22 protein-coding genes are annotated in these 19,002 nt (G+C 71.6%); 6 read left to right on the forward strand and 16 right to left on the reverse strand.

The features are described 5' to 3' along the window. Positions 1–2: 2 nt before the first annotated feature. From OG598_RS13020 to OG598_RS13040, 5 genes are all read right to left on the reverse strand, one after another. Positions 3–296, reverse strand: coding sequence for a DUF6510 family protein (locus OG598_RS13020; protein WP_328654667.1), 294 nt, complete (start codon positions 294–296; stop codon positions 3–5). Between the two features lie 36 nt (positions 297–332). Then, the gene (locus tag OG598_RS13025) at positions 333–1,097 is read right to left on the reverse strand and encodes a ferredoxin reductase (protein ID WP_328655324.1); all 765 of its coding nucleotides are present in this window, start codon (positions 1,095–1,097) and stop codon (positions 333–335) included. A 7-nt stretch (positions 1,098–1,104) separates the two neighbouring features. Continuing rightward, the gene (locus tag OG598_RS13030) at positions 1,105–1,704 is read right to left on the reverse strand and encodes a sulfite oxidase-like oxidoreductase (protein ID WP_091408112.1); all 600 of its coding nucleotides are present in this window, start codon (positions 1,702–1,704) and stop codon (positions 1,105–1,107) included. A 74-nt stretch (positions 1,705–1,778) separates the two neighbouring features. Next, the gene (locus tag OG598_RS13035) at positions 1,779–2,804 is read right to left on the reverse strand and encodes a TerC/Alx family metal homeostasis membrane protein (RefSeq protein WP_328654668.1); all 1,026 of its coding nucleotides are present in this window, start codon (positions 2,802–2,804) and stop codon (positions 1,779–1,781) included. Positions 2,805–3,021: 217 nt separating this feature from the next. Then, entirely contained in the window at positions 3,022–3,432 is a 411-nt protein-coding gene (locus OG598_RS13040) for a DUF2267 domain-containing protein (RefSeq protein ID WP_238660011.1), read from the reverse strand. Between the two features lie 154 nt (positions 3,433–3,586). Here OG598_RS13040 and OG598_RS13045 point away from each other — a divergent pair, with 154 nt between their 5' ends. Beyond that, positions 3,587–3,859, forward strand: coding sequence for a DUF2795 domain-containing protein (locus tag OG598_RS13045; protein WP_328654669.1), 273 nt, complete (start codon positions 3,587–3,589; stop codon positions 3,857–3,859). Between the two features lie 42 nt (positions 3,860–3,901). Then, positions 3,902–4,570, forward strand: a complete 669-nt coding sequence (locus OG598_RS13050; RefSeq protein WP_328654670.1) for a DUF1345 domain-containing protein — start codon at positions 3,902–3,904, stop codon at positions 4,568–4,570. Between the two features lie 262 nt (positions 4,571–4,832). Here OG598_RS13050 and OG598_RS13055 read toward each other — a convergent pair whose 3' ends face one another. The 5 genes from OG598_RS13055 to OG598_RS13075 all read right to left on the reverse strand — a co-directional run bounded on the left by OG598_RS13055 (position 4,833) and on the right by OG598_RS13075 (position 9,770). Next, positions 4,833–5,501: a hypothetical protein gene (locus OG598_RS13055; protein WP_328654671.1), complete on the reverse strand. Its 669-nt coding sequence runs from the start codon at positions 5,499–5,501 to the stop codon at positions 4,833–4,835. 52 nt (positions 5,502–5,553) lie between these two features. Next, on the reverse strand, positions 5,554–6,528 hold the full coding sequence (locus OG598_RS13060) for a pirin family protein (protein ID WP_328654672.1): 975 nt from the start codon (positions 6,526–6,528) through the stop codon (positions 5,554–5,556). 101 nt (positions 6,529–6,629) lie between these two features. After that, a complete protein-coding gene (locus OG598_RS13065; RefSeq protein WP_328654673.1) occupies positions 6,630–7,661 on the reverse strand; it encodes a hypothetical protein in 1,032 nt (343 codons plus the stop codon). A gap of 536 nt (positions 7,662–8,197) precedes the next feature. Continuing rightward, positions 8,198–8,782, reverse strand: coding sequence for a hypothetical protein (locus OG598_RS13070; protein ID WP_328654674.1), 585 nt, complete (start codon positions 8,780–8,782; stop codon positions 8,198–8,200). Positions 8,783–9,455: 673 nt separating this feature from the next. Beyond that, entirely contained in the window at positions 9,456–9,770 is a 315-nt protein-coding gene (locus OG598_RS13075; protein WP_328654675.1) for a MazG-like family protein, read from the reverse strand. Between the two features lie 189 nt (positions 9,771–9,959). Here OG598_RS13075 and OG598_RS13080 point away from each other — a divergent pair, with 189 nt between their 5' ends. Beyond that, the gene (locus OG598_RS13080; protein ID WP_328654676.1) at positions 9,960–11,330 is read left to right on the forward strand and encodes an alpha/beta hydrolase family protein; all 1,371 of its coding nucleotides are present in this window, start codon (positions 9,960–9,962) and stop codon (positions 11,328–11,330) included. A 67-nt stretch (positions 11,331–11,397) separates the two neighbouring features. Here OG598_RS13080 and OG598_RS13085 read toward each other — a convergent pair whose 3' ends face one another. The 3 genes from OG598_RS13085 to OG598_RS13095 all read right to left on the reverse strand — a co-directional run bounded on the left by OG598_RS13085 (position 11,398) and on the right by OG598_RS13095 (position 13,908). Next, positions 11,398–12,111, reverse strand: coding sequence for a hypothetical protein (locus OG598_RS13085; protein WP_328654677.1), 714 nt, complete (start codon positions 12,109–12,111; stop codon positions 11,398–11,400). Positions 12,112–12,356: 245 nt separating this feature from the next. Continuing rightward, positions 12,357–13,469 (reverse strand): DUF3626 domain-containing protein, encoded by a 1,113-nt coding sequence (locus OG598_RS13090; RefSeq protein ID WP_328654678.1) that lies wholly within the window; start codon positions 13,467–13,469, stop codon positions 12,357–12,359. Further along, positions 13,453–13,908, reverse strand: a complete 456-nt coding sequence (locus OG598_RS13095; RefSeq protein ID WP_328654679.1) for a VOC family protein — start codon at positions 13,906–13,908, stop codon at positions 13,453–13,455. The genes OG598_RS13090 and OG598_RS13095 overlap by 17 nt, the downstream gene beginning before the upstream one ends. 58 nt (positions 13,909–13,966) lie before the next feature. On the opposite strand from OG598_RS13095, the gene tsaA reads away from it, so the two are divergent. Next, the gene (gene tsaA / locus OG598_RS13100; RefSeq protein WP_328654680.1) at positions 13,967–14,395 is read left to right on the forward strand and encodes a tRNA (N6-threonylcarbamoyladenosine(37)-N6)-methyltransferase TrmO; all 429 of its coding nucleotides are present in this window, start codon (positions 13,967–13,969) and stop codon (positions 14,393–14,395) included. Positions 14,396–14,441: 46 nt separating this feature from the next. Here the strand turns inward: tsaA and OG598_RS13105 are convergent, their stop codons facing one another. Continuing rightward, positions 14,442–15,071 (reverse strand): MBL fold metallo-hydrolase, encoded by a 630-nt coding sequence (locus OG598_RS13105; protein ID WP_328654681.1) that lies wholly within the window; start codon positions 15,069–15,071, stop codon positions 14,442–14,444. After that, on the reverse strand, positions 15,068–16,156 hold the full coding sequence (locus OG598_RS13110) for an S-(hydroxymethyl)mycothiol dehydrogenase (RefSeq protein ID WP_328654682.1): 1,089 nt from the start codon (positions 16,154–16,156) through the stop codon (positions 15,068–15,070). The genes OG598_RS13105 and OG598_RS13110 overlap by 4 nt, the downstream gene beginning before the upstream one ends. A 185-nt stretch (positions 16,157–16,341) precedes the next feature. On the opposite strand from OG598_RS13110, the gene OG598_RS13115 reads away from it, so the two are divergent. Beyond that, positions 16,342–16,761 (forward strand): hypothetical protein, encoded by a 420-nt coding sequence (locus tag OG598_RS13115; RefSeq protein WP_328654683.1) that lies wholly within the window; start codon positions 16,342–16,344, stop codon positions 16,759–16,761. Positions 16,762–16,787: 26 nt separating this feature from the next. After that, positions 16,788–17,969 carry a low temperature requirement protein A gene (locus tag OG598_RS13120; protein ID WP_328654684.1) on the forward strand — a complete coding sequence of 394 codons (1,182 nt, stop codon included), beginning with the start codon at positions 16,788–16,790 and terminating at the stop codon, positions 17,967–17,969. Between the two features lie 6 nt (positions 17,970–17,975). On the opposite strand, the gene OG598_RS13125 is transcribed toward OG598_RS13120, so the two are convergent. Next, positions 17,976–18,887: an SDR family NAD(P)-dependent oxidoreductase gene (locus tag OG598_RS13125; protein ID WP_328654685.1), complete on the reverse strand. Its 912-nt coding sequence runs from the start codon at positions 18,885–18,887 to the stop codon at positions 17,976–17,978. Between the last annotated feature and the right edge of the window lie 115 nt (positions 18,888–19,002).

Here is a 19,002-nt window from a genome sequence, read left to right on the forward strand (position 1 = left end):
CGTCAGAGCGGGCCGGGGAACGGCTGTTCCATCGGCATCGGCACCTGGAGATAGGTGGTGCCACGCATGTCGAGCCAGGCCCGGTCCGGCCCGCGCACCAGGCGCACCATCACCTCCTCGCAGGAGGGGCAGCGGGCGACGAGACCCGGGGCGTTCGAGTAGACGTGCAGGCTGGCCATCGAGCCGGTCGTCCCGCAGTTCTCACAGCGGCCCATCGCGCTGCTCAGGTCGACGGTGAACAACTCACGCATCGGGCCGTCGAGCATGTTGCCGTCCAGGTACGACATCTCCGTCATTGAAATCTCCTCGGCACTGCGTGAGCGAGCGGGTGGTCAGCCGGTGGGGCCGAAGCGTTCGGTCTTGACCCGACGCGACGGGTGACCCAGCCCCACCAGCAGGTCGGCCACGGTCTCCACGAACGCGGTCGGGCCACAGACATAGGTGAGTGGCTCCAGGTCCGGTGGCCACCCGTGCGTGTTGACGTCGGCCAGCCCGATCCGGTGCGGCTCACCGCGCCAGCCCTCCGGCGCCTCACGGGTGTAGACGTACGCGACGTCCAGGCCGAAGTCGTCGCGGACCCGGCGGCGCAGCTCGTCGGCGTAGATCACGTCGCCGGGGGTGCGCACCGAGTAGATCAGCCGGAACGGCGCCTTGCTGCCCACCGCCCGCCGCGCCCGGATCATCGCCATCAGCGGCACGACGCCGGAGCCGCCGGCGACGAGCTGCACCGGCGCGGTCTCCTCGGGCCGCCAGATGAACCAGCCACCGAGCGGTCCGCGGACCTCCACCGGGTCGCCGCCGCCAAAGACATCAATGAGGTACGGCGACACCTCGCCGTCGTGCACCCGCTGCACCGTCACCTCGATGCGCGGTCCTCCCGGCCCGTCCACGGCCGGCCCGGCGATCGAGTACGACCGTGCCGCCTGGTAGCCGTCCGGGGCGGTGAGCCGTAGGTCGACGTGCTGCCCGGCCAGGTGCCCCGGCCAGTCCGGCACCTCCAGCACCAGTGTCTGCGCGGTCGGTGTCTCCACCCGGCGCTCCACCAGCCGGCCGACCTGCCAACGGTTGGGTGTCCGGCGCTGGGTGCTCGTCGCCACGGCGCGCTCAGTCACCCTGGTACCGCTGTTCGCGCCACGGGTCGCCGTAGTCGTGGTACCCGGCGGTCTCCCAGAACCCTGGCTCGTCCATCGTCTTGAGTCGGAGGCCGCGCACCCACTTGGCGGACTTCCAGAAGTACAGGTGCGGCACCAGCAGTCGGGCCGGCCCGCCGTGCTCAGCGGGCAGCGGGGCGCCGTCGAAGGTGTGCACCACCCAGGCCTGGCCGCCGCGCAGGTCGTCGAGCGGCAGGTTGGTGGTGTACCCGCCGTAGGAGTGCGCCAGCGCGAAGTGCGCCCCCGTGTCGACGTCGGCGAGCAGCGTGTCCAGTGAGACGCCCTGCCAGTTGGTGCCGAGCTTGGACCAGCGGGTGACGCAGTGGATGTCCACCATCGGCGTCTCCTGCGGCAGGGCCATCAGCTCCTGCCACGACCACCGGTGTTCGCTGCCGTTCTCGGCGGAGATGACGAACTCCCAGGTGTCCAGTGACACCCGGGGCGTCGGACCGGCCGAGAGCACCGGAAAGTCCTCGGTCAGATACTGGCCGGGTGGCAGGGCCGGCTCCTGCGTTCGGGGCCGACCCTGAAAGCCCGGTGACACGATTCCCATTGCACAGTCGTACCACCCGCGCCGGTGGGGCGGGAGCTTTCCCGCGTACCCCGTCGTCAGCCGGCGCGGCGCGGTCAGTGCCGCTCCGCGACGACCTTGCGGTCCTCGGGCAGGTCGCCACCGCGGGTGGCGCGCAGGCTGGTCACCGTGACCACCACCAACACACCGATGATCACGCCGAGCGAGGCCAGGGTGGGGATCTGCGGCACGCTGTCCCAGATGCCGTGCGCCCAGTGCAGACCCAGCTTGAGGCCGATGAACGCCAGGATGACGGCCAGGCCGTAGCTGAGGTGCACCAGCCGGCTCAGCGCCGCGTGCAGGACGAAGTAGAGCGCCCGCAGGCCGAGCAGGGCGAACGCGTTTGTGGCGAACACCAGGTACGGGTCCTCGGTGATGCCGTAGACCGCCGGCACCGAGTCGACAGCGAAGACGATGTCGGTGGCCAGCACCGCGACCACCACCAGGGCGAACGGCGTGAGTGCCCGCTTCGCGCCCTGCCGGACGGTCATCCTGGTGCCGTGGTAGTCGTCGACCACCGGCATGACCTTGCGCAGCAGCTTCACCGACCGCATCTTGTTGATGTCGACTTCCTGCTGATGCCCGGACATGGCATCACGCAGCAGCTTCACCGCCGTGGCGATGAGGATGATCGCGAAGAGCAGGAAGGCGAAGTCGAGGGTCTGCAGCGCCGCCGCCCCGAGGGCGATGAAGACGGCCCGCAGCACCAGCGCACCGGCGATGCCGTAGAGCAGCACCCGCTGGGCGAGCACCGCCGGCACCGCGAACGCCGCCAACAGCAACATGAAGACGAAGAGGTTGTCGACCGAGAGCGACTTTTCCACCAGGTAACCGGTCAGGTATTCGACGCCCTGCTGGGAGCCGAATCGCCACCAGATCCAGCCGCCGAACGCCAGCGGCAGCGCTATGTAGAACGCCGACCAGCCGATGGCCTCCCGCATGGACACCTCGTGCGGGCGACGGGTGACCAGGAAGTCCAGCACCAGCAGCAGGAGGACCCCGATGATGGTGACCGCCCACAGCGTGGGCGTGCCCACCGACGACAAATCACTGGCGGCGGACAGATACGACACTTGGCTCATGTGGGGTCTCCTCGAACACCGTCATGTTCGAGGTCTCCTTCACCCACCACCTGATGGGCAACCACCCGAGGCGCGCCGGGCGCGCCGTACTGACCGGAATGGTTCGTGGGAAGTACTCCCCTCGCACGACAAGGTTAGGCCAGGCGGAATCGCCACGCCAAGCGGGACATCGATGGTTGCCCTGGTAAACCGCTGTGTGTGCCCGGTACGAGTGCTGTCATCCGCGCCGCAACGTCGCGCCCGGGGCCATCGCCTGCTCGACCAGGCCCCGGTAGTCACGTGGCAGTTGGGTCACCACGTCGTCGAACTCGCCGCCGGTGATCGCCTCGCGCAGGGTGGTGAAAACCGCCCGGCTGGCGTCCTCGGCGGCGGGCTCCGGCACACCGGCGCGCAACGCGACCCGGGCGACGAACTCCGCCGCGCCGAACCGGTCCGCCTGCTCGGTGCTCGGACTCGGTTTGAGCACGAGTTGCAGCGGTTGGGGCAACTGGGCGGCCAGGTCCAGGACCTCACCGCCGGTCAACCGCTCGGCGAACGTCTCCAACACGGCCCGGGTCAGCTCGACCGCCCGCTCGGACGACGTGGCGGTGCGCTGGGAAACCTGGTCGATGAAGGTGTCGTAATTCATCGCGTACTCCCTTGGCTCGCGTCGGCGCCTGCGGGTACCCGCGGTGGCCGAGGAGAAACGGCGCCGGTTTCCTGCGCCGGGCGGGCGTGACCGGCCGGCGGACGGGTAACCGCCGCCGGTCGTCACCACATCGATGCCTGAGGGAGCCCACGCCATGGCGAGCTACGCCGACGTCCTGCAGTACCTGTCGAGCCTGGACTACCCGGCCGAGAAGGACGACGTGGTCCGCGAGGCCGAACGGGAGGGTGCCCCGCCGGACGTGCTGAAGGCGCTGCGTGCCCTGCCGCCGGTCGACTACGCCAACGGAACCGAGGTGGCCCGGTCCGCCGGGATCGAGGCGGCGCCCGAGGTCGGCCCCGCCCAGCGGGCCGAGCAGGCCCGGGACAAGACGCACAACCGGGTCTCGCAGCACCTGCGCGGCATCTGATCCTGCGGTGGCGCCCACCACCCCGACCCGGGAGCGGCCCGGATGACCCGCACCGGCCCCGACCGGCCAGCGGACGTGCGTTTCCCGGCTGCGGCGAAGCAGCTCGCCGTCGTGGCGGTGGTCGGCGTCGTTTCCGGCTGCGCCTTCGCGCTGCTGCTGCCACTGCCGCTCGCCGCGCTGGCCGGCTGGGACGTGGGCGCACTGAGCTGGCTCGCGCTGGTCTGGCACAAGATCTGGCCGATGGACGCCGAGCGGACCGCCCAACTGGCCGTTCACGAGGACCCGAACCGGGCGATCCGGGACGCCCTGCTGCTCGTCGCCTGCCTGGCCAGCCTGCTGGCCGTCGGGTTGGTAGTGGCCAGCGCGCAGAGCGCGCCCCCCGGGGTGGCCCGAGAACTGCACAGCGGCGTGGGAGTGCTCAGCGTGGTGCTCTCCTGGTTCGTGGTGCACACAGTGTTCGCCGCCCGGTACGCCCGGATCTACTACACCGGCCCGGACGGCGGGGTGAACTTCAACCAGCCCGAACCGCCGCGCTACTCCGACTTCGCGTACGTCGCGTTCACCATCGGGACGACGTTCCAGATCTCCGACACCAACCTGACCAGCAACGAGATGCGTCGTACGGTGCTGCGCCACTCGATGGTGTCGTACCTGTTCGGCGCGTTCATCATCGCCGTGACCGTGAACCTGCTGGCGGGTCTGGCCCGGTGAAGATCCCGGCCACACAGCCCCCCGGAGCGCGACACGGGGCGGGGCCGATCGAAGGGCCGGGACAGGCGGGCGCCCCTGGGTCACGAACCGCGACCTAGGGCGCCACGCAAGCCTGCCCAGGCGGTGAACCGCATCCGAACCGGTCGCGGTCACCAGGCGGTGGAGGTCCGCTCGAACCGAGCGGCCAGCACTGCCGGGTCCAACCATACGGCAGAACATCCTCCGTTTGGTCAGAATTTGGGGAAGTGTGGGCCAGGGCACGTCACCGCCGGCCGGTCACCTCCGCGTACCGATGCTCCAGGTCGACCCGGGCCAACGCCCCCACCAGCCAGGCCAACTGCTCGGACTCGCCAGTGGCCAGGCCGGCCAGGTCGTCCGCCGACCTGCCCAGCCCGAGCCGACGTGCGGCAGCCAGCGCCCGCCGGTCGGCCACCGGGGCCACCTCCCGCCACAACGCCTGCGCCTCGCGGAGAAACAGGACGACAACCTGGTCGTCCACGCCCGGAAGCTCGGCCAGCAGCGCCCGCTCCCGGACCGGGTCGTGGTGCGCCACCGCCCGCAACCGGCGCAGATCACCCCGGTACCGCTCGATCACCGTCCGAGCCAGGTCACCCAGCACCGCGGCCAACGCGTCCACGTCACCGCGCTGGCCGCTGGCGCGCAGCACCCGGACCCGGTCCTCGTGCAGCGAACGCGCCAGCCGGGCCGCGCTGTCCCACCCCTCGTCGCGCAACGCCCGCGCCCCGTCCAACGCCCGCCGGAAGTCACCACGACGGGCCAGCAGCACCGACAGGTACAACACCTGGAACAGGCTCGCCGGGTTGTTGGTCACCCGGAACCCGTACTGCTCGGCGAAACCCCGCCCGCTACCGGCGAGCCGGCGCGCCAGACGTTTACGGTCCTCCACCGGAGTGATCAAACTGGTCGCCATGCCGGCGACTACCCGCGCCACCGGCCAGCCACACACCGGCCGGACATGCCCGTCAGCCGTGCAGGCCGCCGGTGCGGTCGCGGGCCTTGAGGCGGGTCGTGGGCAGGGCGGGCGCCGGCAGCGGCGGCGCCGAATCGTCGGCAACCACACCGAAGCGCCCGTCGCCGGCCATCCAGTCCTCCCGGGCCGCGGCGATCTCCTCGTGGGACCGACCAACGAAGTTCCACCACATCACCAGCGGCTCCTCGAACGGCGTACCGCCCAGCAACAGCAACCGGGCCCCGGCCCCGCCCCGCACCGTCAGCTCCCGGCGGCCCGAGCCCAGATACAGCAGCGCCCCCGGCTCGAACCCGACCCCGGCCGCCTCCGCGGACCCGGACATCGCCAGCACGGCGTACTCGAAATCGGGCCGCAACTCCATCGTCGCCGGCGCCTCGCCGCGCAGCTCCAACTGCACCCCCACCAGCGGGGTGTGCACCACCGCCGGTGACCGCTCCCCGGCGAACTCGCCGACCAGCACTGTCACGTCGAGATCACCGTCCCGCCAGCGCGGCAGGTCGGCGTGGTGCGCGAAGTCGGCCGCTCCGGCCCGCGCCGGGTCCGGCAGAGCCACCCAGAGCTGCACACCGTGCATCACCGGCGGATGGGTGGCCGGCGAGCGCTCCGAGTGGGCGATACCGTTCCCGGAGGTCATCACGTTCAGTTGGCCGGGCACGATCGGCTGCACGTTGCCGAGGCTGTCCCGGTGCAGAATCTCGCCGTCGAGCAGCCAGGTCACCGTCTGCAACCCGGTGTGCGGGTGCGGCGGCACCTCCATACCGGGCCGCTGCGCCACATCGTCCGGGCCGAAATGATCCACGAAACACCACGCGCCAACCATCCGGCGGGCGCGCTGCGGAAGCAGCCGCCGCACAGTGGTGTACCGACCCAACGGCACGTCGTGGCCGGGCAACAACACACTGCCGGGATCGACGTCGGCCACGCCAGGCGGTCGGGTCTGCGCCAGCATCGATTCAGTACGCTCCACCGCCCGACTGTACGCGCACGCCCATTGGCGACCGCGGTGCTTCCAGCCAGGGCGGGCGGGGTTCACCAGCTCGTGGCCATGGGGCTGGCCCGGCGTTGGGTTCACCGGTTGCTGGAGGAGACCAGAACGCTGTTGGCACCGGCGACCAGGTCCAGGTACAGGCGCTCCGCCGACCGGTCCCAGCCCGGCGTACCCAGCACCGAGCCCGCGGCCACCCCATCCCAGCGGTCGTCGCGTACCACCACCGAGCCGGCACCGGCTCCCGCCCGAACCCGCACGGGAGTCTCCCCCGGGACGCGGACGTCGAGCTGGCTGGTCCCACCGGTGAGTCGTACGGTCAGGATGCTGGCGGGCTGGTCTGAGCGCGGGCCGGCGGGGTTGCCGGGGGCGGTGGCGGTGATCGGTGGCAGCAGAATCTCGGTACGGCTGGAACCTCCGGCGAGTTCCACGCCCAGCAGCCGGGCCCGGGTCAGGTCCAACACCTGACTGCTCACCCCGCCAACGAGGTGAAGACGCCAGGCGACCCGCTCGTTGAGCAACACCCGCACGGCCCGTGGCCCGCGCCTCCCGGACTCCACGAGGTCGAGCCGCACGGTCTCCCCCCGAACCGCCGGTCGGCCCGCCACACCCGAGCCGGCCGGGGTGCTGATCCGGTACAGGTCATCACCCAACTCGGCTACCCGCAGCTCGAACGAGGACAGCCCATCCGCGAGCACGAAGGTACCCATCTGCCGACCCGCCAACGGCGCTGTCAACAGTTGCTCGGCAGCGGCGCCCGCACCACCGCGGCGACCCTCAGCCGCGTCCGGGTCAGCGACGCCCCCCGGACGGTCGCCGTCACCGGGCCGGGTGCCGTCGGGCCGGGTGCCGTCGGCGCGGCTGCCATCGGGGCGAGTGCCGTCCGGGCCAGTGCCGTCCGGGCGAGTGCCGTCGGGTTGGCCGGAGTAGGTCATGCCGAGGTGGTCGGGATCGGCAACGATCACGGCCACCGCTGCCGCGCCCAGGAGCAACACGACGGCGGCAGCAGCCACCAACAGGCGAGCACCGGTGGACCACCGTCGCGGTGCGGCCTCACCGGACGGTTCCGGCTCTGACTCCGGTTCGCGATCCGCGCCGTACCCCACTGCGGCCATGCCTGTGTCCCTCCGCCGGTCCCCGTCCAGGGGTACGTACCCACCAGCCGATCGGATCACTCGACGCCGATCACGTCACTCCGCTACGTCGCCAACGTAGATCTTGGACAGTTTCCGTTCGCGCGGAACGGAAACTGTCCAAGATCTACAGACACCCGCCAACCAGACGGCACCATTCGCCTCCCCAAGACCTGTGCAGGGCGGCACCCCCAGCCCGACGGCCGACGACCGACGGCCCCGTGGTCGACAGCCCTGACGGCCAGCGGACAGCGGCCAGCGGCCAGCGGCCAGCGGCCAGCGGCCAGCGGCCAGCGGCCAGCGGCCAGCGGCCAGCGGCCAGCGAACAGCGAACAGCGGACAGCGGCCAGCGAACAGCGAACAGCGAACGAGGAGGGTGACTGGTGAACGGCGGCCAGCGGCCGGCTGGAGCGGATAGGCCGCTGGCCGGCACCCCGGGTTGCGGGTGCCGGCCAGCGGGTCGGTGCCGTGCGGTGGTGCCTAGGTGCGCTGGTTCTGCGGTCGTGCTGCGACGCGGGTCAGCTGTTCCAGTACTGGCCGACCAGGTCAGCGGCCTGCTGCTCCCACTGGGCGTAGGCGTCCGGGTAGGCCGAGACCTGCACCGTCTGCGCGGCGTCGGTCAGCGCCATGTCCTGCCACCCGTCGACCTGCTTCAGACCCTTCAGGAACGCGGTGGTGGAGTAGGCGGGGTCGGTGATCTGCTCCGGCGTACCCCAACCACTGGAGGGGCGCTGCTGGAACAGGCCCAGCGAGTCGTGGTCGTTCATGTCGCCCAGGTGACCCAGGTTCTCCAGCTTCGACTCCTGCAGGCTCGTCGCGATCGAGATGACCGCGGCCCGCTCGGGCAGGCCGGCCTTCTTCGTGGCGGCGATGATCGCCTTGACGTTGGCGGTCTGCTCGTCGTTCAGCGTGATTCGGGACTGGTCGCCCTGGGTGCCGTGCGGGATCAGCTTGCTGGTGTCGGGCTTGTCGGCCTGCACCGCAACCGCGACGGGCTTGGCGTCGACCGGGTTGGCCACGTGGGCGATCGGACCGGCGAAGACACCACCGGCGAACGCGAGACCAGCAACGGACAGAACGCTCTTACGCATGATCGTGTTCATGGGGGTAGCTCCTTCGGGGGTAGAACACCCACACCGCCAAGGGGGGCGGCGGCAGGGTGTGAGCACCTCGTCCGGCGCTGCACTAACAAAGGGGGGAAAGTCTGAGGGGGGTGACGCCCGGGTGGGGGCGTCGGGGGTCGGCGACCTGCCGAGCGGGGGCTCGTGGCGCCGGGTCCCTGTGTAACGACCGGGGGGCCGGGGTCATTCCGGGGTCGGCCCATCTGCCGGCACCCTCGTCGTGGCGGTGCCTGCGGTCGTTCGTGGGGACTGTAACGACCGGGTGGAGGCTGGCATTCCAGCCTGCGCGACCAGCCCTCAAGCGTCCGGGCGGCGGGTCGGTGGTACTGCGATCGTCAGGGTATGTAACGACCCCGCCCCGGCCATGATTCCGACCCACGAGTGCACCCGACCACACCCCACGAACGCCCACAAACGGACATACCACCCACGTCCGCCGGGCCCACGGCGTTGGACCGGCCGTCACCCGCGTGATCCACTCGGGTTCACGGAAGTCGGGGCGTCCCGGACGGCCGGACACCGCGACTTCAGGAAACCCGAGTCGATCACGAATAGAGCGAGCGGCGCATAACACCCAGTGCCGGCAAAGTTCTCACACGGGTCGGCAGGCGACCGCCGGGAAGGCGGGACGACGGCGACCGGACACCAGGGGCGGTTATTGGCCCGTCAGGCGGGAGCGCACCTTTGCGGCGCAGGCGTCCAGAGCCGCCTGCGCGTCCAGTCCGAGGCTTTCGATGGCCACCAACGCGGTGAAGGCGACGTCGGCCAACTCCGCCGCGACGTCCTCGCGGGTGTGGGTGACACCCTTGCGCGGATTCTGCCCGAGCAGACCGATCCAGGCAGCCGAGGCCTCCCCCGCTTCCTCGGTGAGCTTGAGGATGCGGCAGGTCAGCTCGGTCTGCCCGGTGCCGTTCGCGGCGTCCAGCCAGCCCCGCGACGCTCGGGCCGCCTCCCAGATCGACTCGTCCACGACGACCAGTCAACCCGATCGGCCCCCCGGCCCGGACGACCGGGTACGGCTGTACCGCCGTGTTGACCGACGGATCAGCGAACCCATTGACACTGGTCGACGGCGGTTCTAGGTTCAGGACGCTACCGGCCGGTAGGCAACCGTCCCGCTGGTCGCCCCCGGGCGACGACCGTCCGATGGGGAGCATCGATGCTGTCCACACCCGTTCGCAACCTCCGCCGCCTGCTCGCCGCCGCCGCGACGCTGACCCTCGCGGTCGGCCTGGCCGGTGCCGCGCCGGCCAACGCCACCGGTCGCGACTCGAGGGGCGGCGAGCCGCTGCCCGGCTACACCATCGAGAATCCGCCGTTGGCGCCGCTGGTCGTGGGCGGCAAGCCGACGACGGTCCGCCAGGGCGTGCACCGCCACGCCGGGTACATCGTCGAGGTCCCGGCACGGTGGAACGGCGACCTGGTCTTGTGGGCGCACGGTTACCGCGGCCAGGGCACTGTGCTCTCGCCGGAACCGCCGGCCTTCGGGCTGCGCCAGCGCCTGCTGGAGCAGGGGTACGCGTGGGCCTCGTCCTCGTACGACCGCAACGGCTTCGACATCCGCTCCGGGGTGCTGGGCACGAAGGATCTGGCCGACCACTTCGGGCGGACGGTCCGCCGACCGCAGCACACCTACGTCGCCGGGGTGTCGATGGGTGGGTACGTCATCGGTCGTTCGCTGGAGCAGTATCCCGGCTTCTACAACGGCGCGTTGCCGATGTGCGGTGTGCTCGGTGATCAGACGCTGCTCGACTTCTACCTGGACTACAACCTGGTCGCGCAGGCGCTCGCCGGGGTGCCGGCGCATCCCACGCCGGCCGACTATCTGACCAACGCGGTGCCCCGCATCCAGGTGGCGCTCGGCCTGACCGGGCTCACCCCCACCGGGCCGGACACCACAACGGACCGGGGCAAGCAGCTGCGGGCGATCACGGTGAACCGTTCCGGTGGGCCACGTCCGGGCGCCGACGCGGCGTTCGCGGTCTGGAAGGACTTCCTCTTCTCGATCAGCGTGCCCACCGGGAGCGGCAACTCCCCCGCGCAGCGGCCCGGCCAGCTCTCCACCAACCTGCTCACCCGCTACGCCCCGAACAGCCCGGTGAACGTCAACGCGACGGTGCAGCGGGTCGCCCCGGAGAACCTGCGGCAGCGGCTCCTGCCGACGCTGACCGAGGTGCCGCGGATCGCCGGTCGGCCCACCGCGCCGGTGCTCAGCCTGCACGGTCTCGGCGACCTGTTCGTACCGTTCAGCATGGAGCAGGCGTACGCCACCGACGTGGCGCGCAACGGTCGCAGCAGGCTGGTGGTTCAGCGGGCCATCCGGGCCACGCAACACTGCGAGTTCACCCCGGCGGAGGCCGGCGCCGCCTGGGACGACCTGGTGTCCTGGGTACGCACCGGCAAGCGCCCTGCCGGCGACACCGTGACCGACCCGGCGGTGGTGGCCCGACCCGACTACGGCTGCCGGTTCAGCGACCGGGACGCGTACGCGGCCGGTGTCGGCACCCGCCGCCTCTACCCGGCCTGCTGAGGTACGCGGACACGAAGAAACCGGCCGGCTCCCGTCGAAGGGGGCCGGCCGGTTTCGTGTGCGGGTGTCACCACATCTGCTGGACGATGTCCGCCGCCTGCTCCTCCCACTGCGCGTACGCGTACGGGAAGGCGGAGACCTGCACGGTCTGAGCGGCGGCGGTCAGCGGCAGGTCCTGCCAGCCGCCGACGTTCTTGAGTGCGGTGAAGAACGCCGTGGCGGCGTACTCCGGGTCGGTGATCTGGTCGGGCGTGCCCCAACCGGACGACGGACGCTGCTGGAACAGGCCCTGCGAGTCGTGGTCGTTGTACGCGCCGAGGTGGCCGAGGTTGTACAGCTTCGACTCCTGCAGCGAGGTGGCGACGCCGATCACCGCGCCCCGGTCACCGACGCCGGTCTTCTTGGCGGCGTCGACGATGGCCCGGGCGTTGGCCAGCTGCGCGTCGTCGAGCGGTACGCGCGACTGCGCGCCCTCGATGCCGTGCGGGATCAGCTGGGCTCGGCTCGGCTTGCCGGCCGGCGGCTTGCCGGTGGCGGAGCCGGTGGTCAGACCCGACTCGACGGGCTGCTCATCCTGGCGTGCCGTGGTGGCGGCCTTGCCGGTGGCGCGGTCGATGGCGGCGACGGCGCCCTGGTGCGGTCCGGAGGTGACCGGTGCGGCGACCGCGGTCGGCGCGAGGGCCAGACCGCCGAGGGCTGCCACACCCGCCACGCTCAGCGCGGTCTTGCGGTACGAGTCCTTAGCGATGGCGGGGAGCCATCGAGTGAAGTCGACCTTCACGATGGTTGCCCTTTCGATCGTGCGGAGCGCTCCGGGGTGAACACTCCTCGGGAGATGACCGCGGAAATGGGTTTGGGCTCCGGCGGTACGGGGGACACAACCAGGTTCACCTGTCGGGCATTCCGGAAATGCCGGGGCCGGGGTGAGGTGCGGGTCCGGTCACCTGGGGAAATCGGATGGCGGATGCCACCGGCGGAACGTCAACGGAAAACGGACGATCGACGCGGCCGTGACGAGCCGGCAGATCAGGTGCCGTACGGCGCGCCGAAGCGGACCAGCACGTGCCAGAGCTGCTTGAGGTGCTGAAGGGTGTCCGTGATCGGGCCGCGATCCGCCCAGCGGTGCGGTTCAACGACCACCGAGGCCGCCGCCCGACCGATCAGCGCCGCGTCCACCGGGTCGCCCGACCGGGCGAACTCCCGGTGCACCCGGGCTGCCAGCACCGGGATCTCCGGCCCCCGGAACTCCGCCTCGACCTGGTCGACGGCCAGCACGAAGCCGGGGTGCCACCGCACAGGGAAACCGAACCGCTCGGCGATCGATTCCAGCGTCGCGCCGGTCGGAGTGCCGGCGAAGGACGGGTCGGCCACCAACTCCTCGACGTCGTACGCGAGGTCGAGCGTGCCGTGGACCTGGGCCTCCACGTAGTCGTCGAGCGAGCGACCGACCGCGCCCGGGGTGGTCGGCGGGTCCAGCAACGTCCGCGCCAGCGTGGCGACGTCTGTCCCGGCGCGGCCCAGGCATTCGCCGGTGGCGGCGACGCCGGCCAGGAGCCCGGCGAGCACCGCCTCGAACGCGTCGGCAGTGCCCACCACCTCCGGGCTGAGGTGGCTGTCGCCGAGGCAGAAGGTCGCCCGGCTCAGCACCGCCGGGCGCAGCCGCAGGTGGCAGGAGCCGAAGCGGGGGCAGGCGCCGTCCGCGTGGTCGAGCAGGTTCAGGCCGCCGTACGTGGGCCGATGCGCCGGCGTCACGCCGTGCCGCTGGTACGCGCCGTCGAACATCCGGTGCTCCCAGCGGTCCCGGTCACCACCGGGGTACGCGGTGAGCCCACCGTTGGAGATCCCGGTGACGAACTGGCTGCGGTACACCCCGTCCTCGGCCAGGGCGTCGGCGACGGTCCGGCCGTCGGCACACAACCGGTCGGGGTGGAAGTTGACGGTCAGCCGCCCGGACTGGATGGCCCCGAGCAGATGCTCCGCGCGGTGGCCGACGTCGGCGGTGGTGAGTTGCCGGGCGATGGCGGCCAGCGCGGAAGGACGCTCGACCACGGCCAACGACCGCACGTACGCGACGGCAGCCGTCTGCTCCTCGGTGAGAGCAGCGGCGCGCAGGCCGCCGCGATCAGACGTCGCCGTCATGTCCGGGGTCGTCGTCGTCCATCCCGGTGCCCAGCTCCTGAAAGATGGTGATGTGCAGGTCGGCCGGGGCGTCGAGCCGGGAGTTGAGCGACTGCCAGGGTGTGCGGGTGGGCGGGGCGACCTCGCTGGCCCCGGCGGCTACCAACCGGGCGGTGGTCGCCTCGGCGTCGTCCACCTCGAAGGCCACCCGGATCCGCGGCGCGACCTGCCGGCCCACCTCGACCTCGTCGATCATGCGCTTCTGCGCCGGGTTGGCGATCTCCAGGGTCGCGCGGCCGGCGTCCAGGATCACCACCCGCGCGTCCCCATCGCCGCTGAACGCCGCCTCCTCCGGCAGACCCAACGCGTCGCGGAAGAACGCGACGGCGGCCTCGTGGTCGGCGGCCTCCACCACGAGGCGCAGCTGACGGACAACGGGAGCGGGCGAGTCGGCGGCCATGAGCGGGATCCTATCGCCGCGGCGGGGCTAGGTTGGGACCGTCCAGGAGGGAGCGACGATGGTCGAGGCAGTGAGTGACGGCGCGTACCTGCTGCACCCGGTCGGCCGGGTCGCCTCGTCGCTGACCGACGCGGCGAGCGCGCCACGGCAGGGTGACGAGGGTGCGCCGACGGCGTGGCTGGTCTTCGACCCGCAGGTCGAGCGGGCCCTGCGTGACCTGCGGGTCGGCACGGAAATCCTGGTGCTGACCTGGTTGGACCGTGCCCGGCGCGACGTGCTCGCCGTGCACCCACGCGGCGACGAGAACCGGCCGGAGACCGGGGTGTTCAGCACCCGCTCACCGCACCGGCCCAACCCGATCGGGCTGCACCGGGTGCGGGTCCTGGCAGTGGACGGGCTGCGCGCCGAGGTGGCCGACCTGGAGGCCCTCGACGGCACCCCGATCCTGGACGTCAAACCGGTGCTGGGCGCGGCCGACGAACGCTGAGCCCGTCGACCGACATGTCAGCCCGACCTGAGACGCCCGCAGGGCGTCAGTGGCCGCGGTCCAGCCACTCCTGCAGGTGCGGGGCCTCCGCGCCGATCGTCGTGTCGTCACCGTGGCCGGTGTGCACCACCGTCTCCGCGGGAAGGGTCAGCAGGCAGGTGCGGATCGACCGGACGATGGTGTCGAAGTCGCTGTACGAGCGACCCGTCGCGCCCGGGCCACCGGCGAAGAGCGTGTCGCCGGTGAACACCGCGCCCAGCTCCGGCGCGTGGAAACTGCACGCCCCGGGGCTGTGCCCGGGGGTGTGCAGCACCCGCAGAGTGGTGCCACCCACCTCGATGCTCTGCCCGTCGTGCAGCTCGCCGTTGGGTGGCAGGTGCGGATGGACCATGTCCCAGAGGACCCGGTCGGCGGCGTGCAGCAGGACCGGCGCGCCGGTGGCCTCGGCCAGCTCCGGCGCCACCCGGACGTGATCGTCGTGGGCGTGGGTGGCCAGGATCGCCCGGACCTGCCGGTCGCCCACCAGGGCGAGGATCGTCGCCACGTCGTGCGGCGCGTCCAGGACGACGCACTCGCGGTCGTCACCGATCACCCAGACGTTGTTGTCCACGTCGAAGGTCTGCCCGTCCAGGGAGAACGTGCCCGAGGTGACCGCGTGGTCGACGCGGGCGGTCACGGGAACACCACCACCGAGCGGAGCACGTCGCCGTGGTGCATCCGGTCGAAGGCGTTCTCGACCTGGTCGAGCGCGATCTCCTCGGTGACGAACGCGTCGAGGTCGAGCCGGCCCTGCAGGTACAGCTCGGTGAGCATCGGGAAGTCCCGGCTGGGCAGGCAGTCGCCGTACCAACTGGACTTGAGGGCGCCGCCACGCCCGAAGACGTCCAGCAGCGGCAGCTCGATCTGCATCTGCGGGGTCGGTACGCCGACCAGCACCACGGTGCCGGCCAGGTCGCGAGCGTAGAACGCCTGCTTCCACGTCTCCGGTCGGCCCACCGCGTCGATCACCACGTCGGCGCCGAAGCCACCGGTGGCCGCACGGATCGCCTCGACCGGGTCGGTCTCGGACGCGTTCACCGTGTGCGTGGCGCCGAACGTGCGGGCCCAGTCGAGCTTGCGGCTGTCGGTGTCGACCGCGACGATAGTGGTGGCGCCGGCGAGGAGCGCACCGGCGACCGCCGCGTCCCCGACGCCGCCGCAGCCGATCACCGCGACCGAGTCGCCCCGGGTGACGTTTCCGGTGTTCATCGCCGCACCCAGCCCGGCCATCACCCCGCAGCCCAGCAGGCCCACGGCGGCGGGTCGGGCCGCCGGGTCGACCTTGGTGCACTGCCCGGCGTGCACCAGGGTCTTCTCGGCGAACGCCCCGATGCCGAGCGCCGGGGCGAGTTCGGTGCCGTCGATGAGGGTCATCCGCTGGGTGGCGTTGTGGGTGTTGAAGCAGTACCAGGGCCGACCCCGACGGCAGGCGCGGCACACCCCGCAGACCGCCCGCCAGTTGAGCACCACGAAATCGCCCGGGGCGACGTCGGTGACGCCCTCGCCGACCTGCTCCACGATGCCCGCCGCCTCGTGACCGAGCAGGAACGGGTAGTCGTCGTTGATGCCACCCTCGCGGTAGTGCAGGTCGGTGTGGCAGACCCCGCACGACTGAATCCGGACGATCGCCTCACCGGGCCCGGGATCGGGCACCACGATGGTGGTGACCTCGACCGGCGCGCCCTTGCTGCGGGAGATGACTCCCCGGACTTCCTGGCTCACTTCGCCTCCTGCTGGTGGTCTGCGGCGGGGCCGGGTGCCGGGGTGGGCGGGTGTGCCACGGGCTCGGCGGTGGGCCCCCGGCGAACCTACCGCGACCACCACGGCCAGCCCAGCCGGCCCGGCGGGTTATCGCGGGCGGTGCGGGGTACGCGGGCCGCATTCGACCACGGCCAACGGGAGTGACAATGAAATTCGCGCATCTGCCGCTACGGGTCAGCATCGGCGCGTACTTCCTCAACTCGGGTCTGGGCAAGCGCACTCTGGAGGGCACCGCCGCGGAGGGCCTGCACGGCATGGCGGTCGCCGCCATGCCCCAGCTCGGTCAACTGGAGCCGACCCGCTTCGCCAAGCTGCTGTCGTACTCGGAGATCGCCCTGGGAGCCGCGCTGATCGCGCCGTTCGTCCCGGCGCCCCTGGTCGGGCTCGGCCTGACCGCGTTCGGCGCGGGCCTGGTGCAGCTGTACCTGAAGACGCCGGGGATGCGCGAACCCGGCAGCCTCCGCCCGACCCAGCAGGGCGCGGGGCTGGCCAAGGACGTCTGGCTGGTCGGCGCTGGGCTGACCCTGGTGCTGGAGGGGCTGACCCACGGCCGTCGGCGCGGCTGACCCGGCGGGCGGCGTAAGGAGCTGCGGTGACCCAACCTCGGCCGGTACGGCCGTTCTACCGGCCGATGCGCCCACATCGTCGCGACGAGCCGCACCGCACCGCCACGCCGCTGGAACTCTTCTTCGACCTGTGCTTCGTGGTGGCCGTGGCGCAGGCCGCCGGCAACCTGCACCACGACGTCTCCGAGGGTCACCTCGGCCACGCGCTGAGCAGGTACCTGATGGTCTTCTTCGCGATCTGGTGGTCGTGGATGAACTTCACCTGGTTCGCCTCGGCCTATGACACCGACGACGACCTCTACCGGATCACCACGCTGGTGCAGATCGCCGGGGCGTTGATCATTGCCGCCGGGGTGACCCGGGCGTTCACCGACGGCGATTTCGCCGTGATCACCTACGGGTACGTGGTGATGCGGCTGGCCGCCGTCGTGCACTGGAGCCGAGCGGCGATCGGCGACCCGGCGCACCGGGCGGCGGCGACCCGCTACGCGATCGGCGTGACGGTGGTGCAGCTCGGCTGGCTGCTGCGGTTGCTGCTGCCCGCCGAGTGGGGCATCGCGTCGTTCGTGCTGCTCGCTCTGGCCGACCTGCTGGTGCCGGCGGTGGCCGAACGCCCCGGGATGACCCCGTGGCACCCGGCGCACATCACCGAACGGTACGGGCTGTTCACCCTGATCGTGCTCGGTGAGGCGGTGGGGGCCGTCTCGTTGGCGATCCAGGACGGGCTCGACGCCGGGGAACACGACCTCTGGTCGCTCGCGGCGGCCGGCGCGGTCATCGTCTTCGCGCTCTGGTGGCTCTACTTCGACCGGCCGAACAAGGCTCCCGACCGGCAGCCGTACTCCCTGGTCTGGGGTTATGGCCACTACCTGATCTTTGCCGCGATCGCCGCCGTCGGCGCGGGGCTGAGCGTGTCGGTGGACCACGAGCGACACCTCGCGCACATCTCGCAGAGGACCGTCGGGTACGCGGTGGCCGTCCCGGCCGCCGTCTTCCTGCTCACTGTCTGGTTGCTGCACGTACGTCGGCAGCAGCACGGCGCGGTGGTCGTCGCCTTCCCGGTCGTCGCGCTGCTGGCACTGCTCGCACCGCTCGGTCCGGCCCCGGTGTACGTGATGGCGGCGCTGCTGGTCGCCCTCGTGGCGTTGACCATCCTCTTGCGACGCCGCGACGTCGGCCCGAACGCGAGGGTGGCCGACGCGGCCTGACTGCGGTCACGCCACCTCGCGGGCCGGGTCGACGAGGGTGTCGGCGGGGCGTTGCGCGGGGACGGCGGGAGCGGCCGGCGCAGGGCGGACCACGCCCCGGTTCAGGCCGGTGACCAGGAGCCGGTTGTACGAGGCCGGCATGACCCGGGCCAGCAGGTCGGGCAGCTTCGCCGACCAGCCGATCAACACCCGGCCCCGACGCCGCTCGACGCCGCGCAGGATCACCTCGGCGGCCCGCTCCGGCGCGATGGTCAGCAGCTTCTCGAACTGCGCCCGACCGGCGGCGTACTCGTCGTGGGAGACACCACTGCCGATCCGGGCGTTCTCGGTGATCCGGGTGCGGATGCCGCCGGGGTGCACCGAGGTCACCCCGATCCCGTCGTCGACCAACTCGTGGCGCAGCGCCTCGGTGAAGCCGCGTACGGCGAACTTGCTCGCCGCGTACGCGGTCTGCCCGGCCGGCGCGATCAGCCCGAACAGGCTGGAGATGTTGACCAGGTGCGCGCCCGGCTCGGCCCGGAGGGTGGGCAGCAGCGCGTGGGTCAGTTGCGCCACGGCCCGGAAGTTGACGTCGATCACCCAACTGAACTCGTCGAACGTCACCTGGTCGAACCGACCGCCGAGGCCCACGCCGGCGTTGTTGATCAGCAGGCGTATCCGGGGGTGCCGCTGACCGATCTCCGCGGCCACCTGGGCGGTGGCGGTCTGGTCGGCGAGGTCCACCACGTACGTGGTGAGCTGGCGATCCGGGTGGTCGGCGCGGACCGCTGTGGTGACCGCGTCCAGCCGCTCGGCGTCGCGGTCCAGCAGGACCAGATCGCTGCCTCGGCGGGCCAACGCGTGGGCCAGCGCGGCCCCGATGCCACTGGCCGCCCCGGTGACCACGGCGGTCGCGCCGGCGAAGTCGAACCTCTGCACGAGCCTGCTCCTCTGCTGGCGGTTACCGACGTTCGACGCGACGGGAGCACGTAGCCGCGGCGCAGGTCGAGCCCGGTCGCGGTGACACGATGCGGGCGGGCGCCTCCGCGCCGCA

The organism is Micromonospora sp. NBC_00330 (assembly GCF_036136635.1).
GTDB lineage: Bacteria > Actinomycetota > Actinomycetes > Mycobacteriales > Micromonosporaceae > Micromonospora > Micromonospora salmantinae.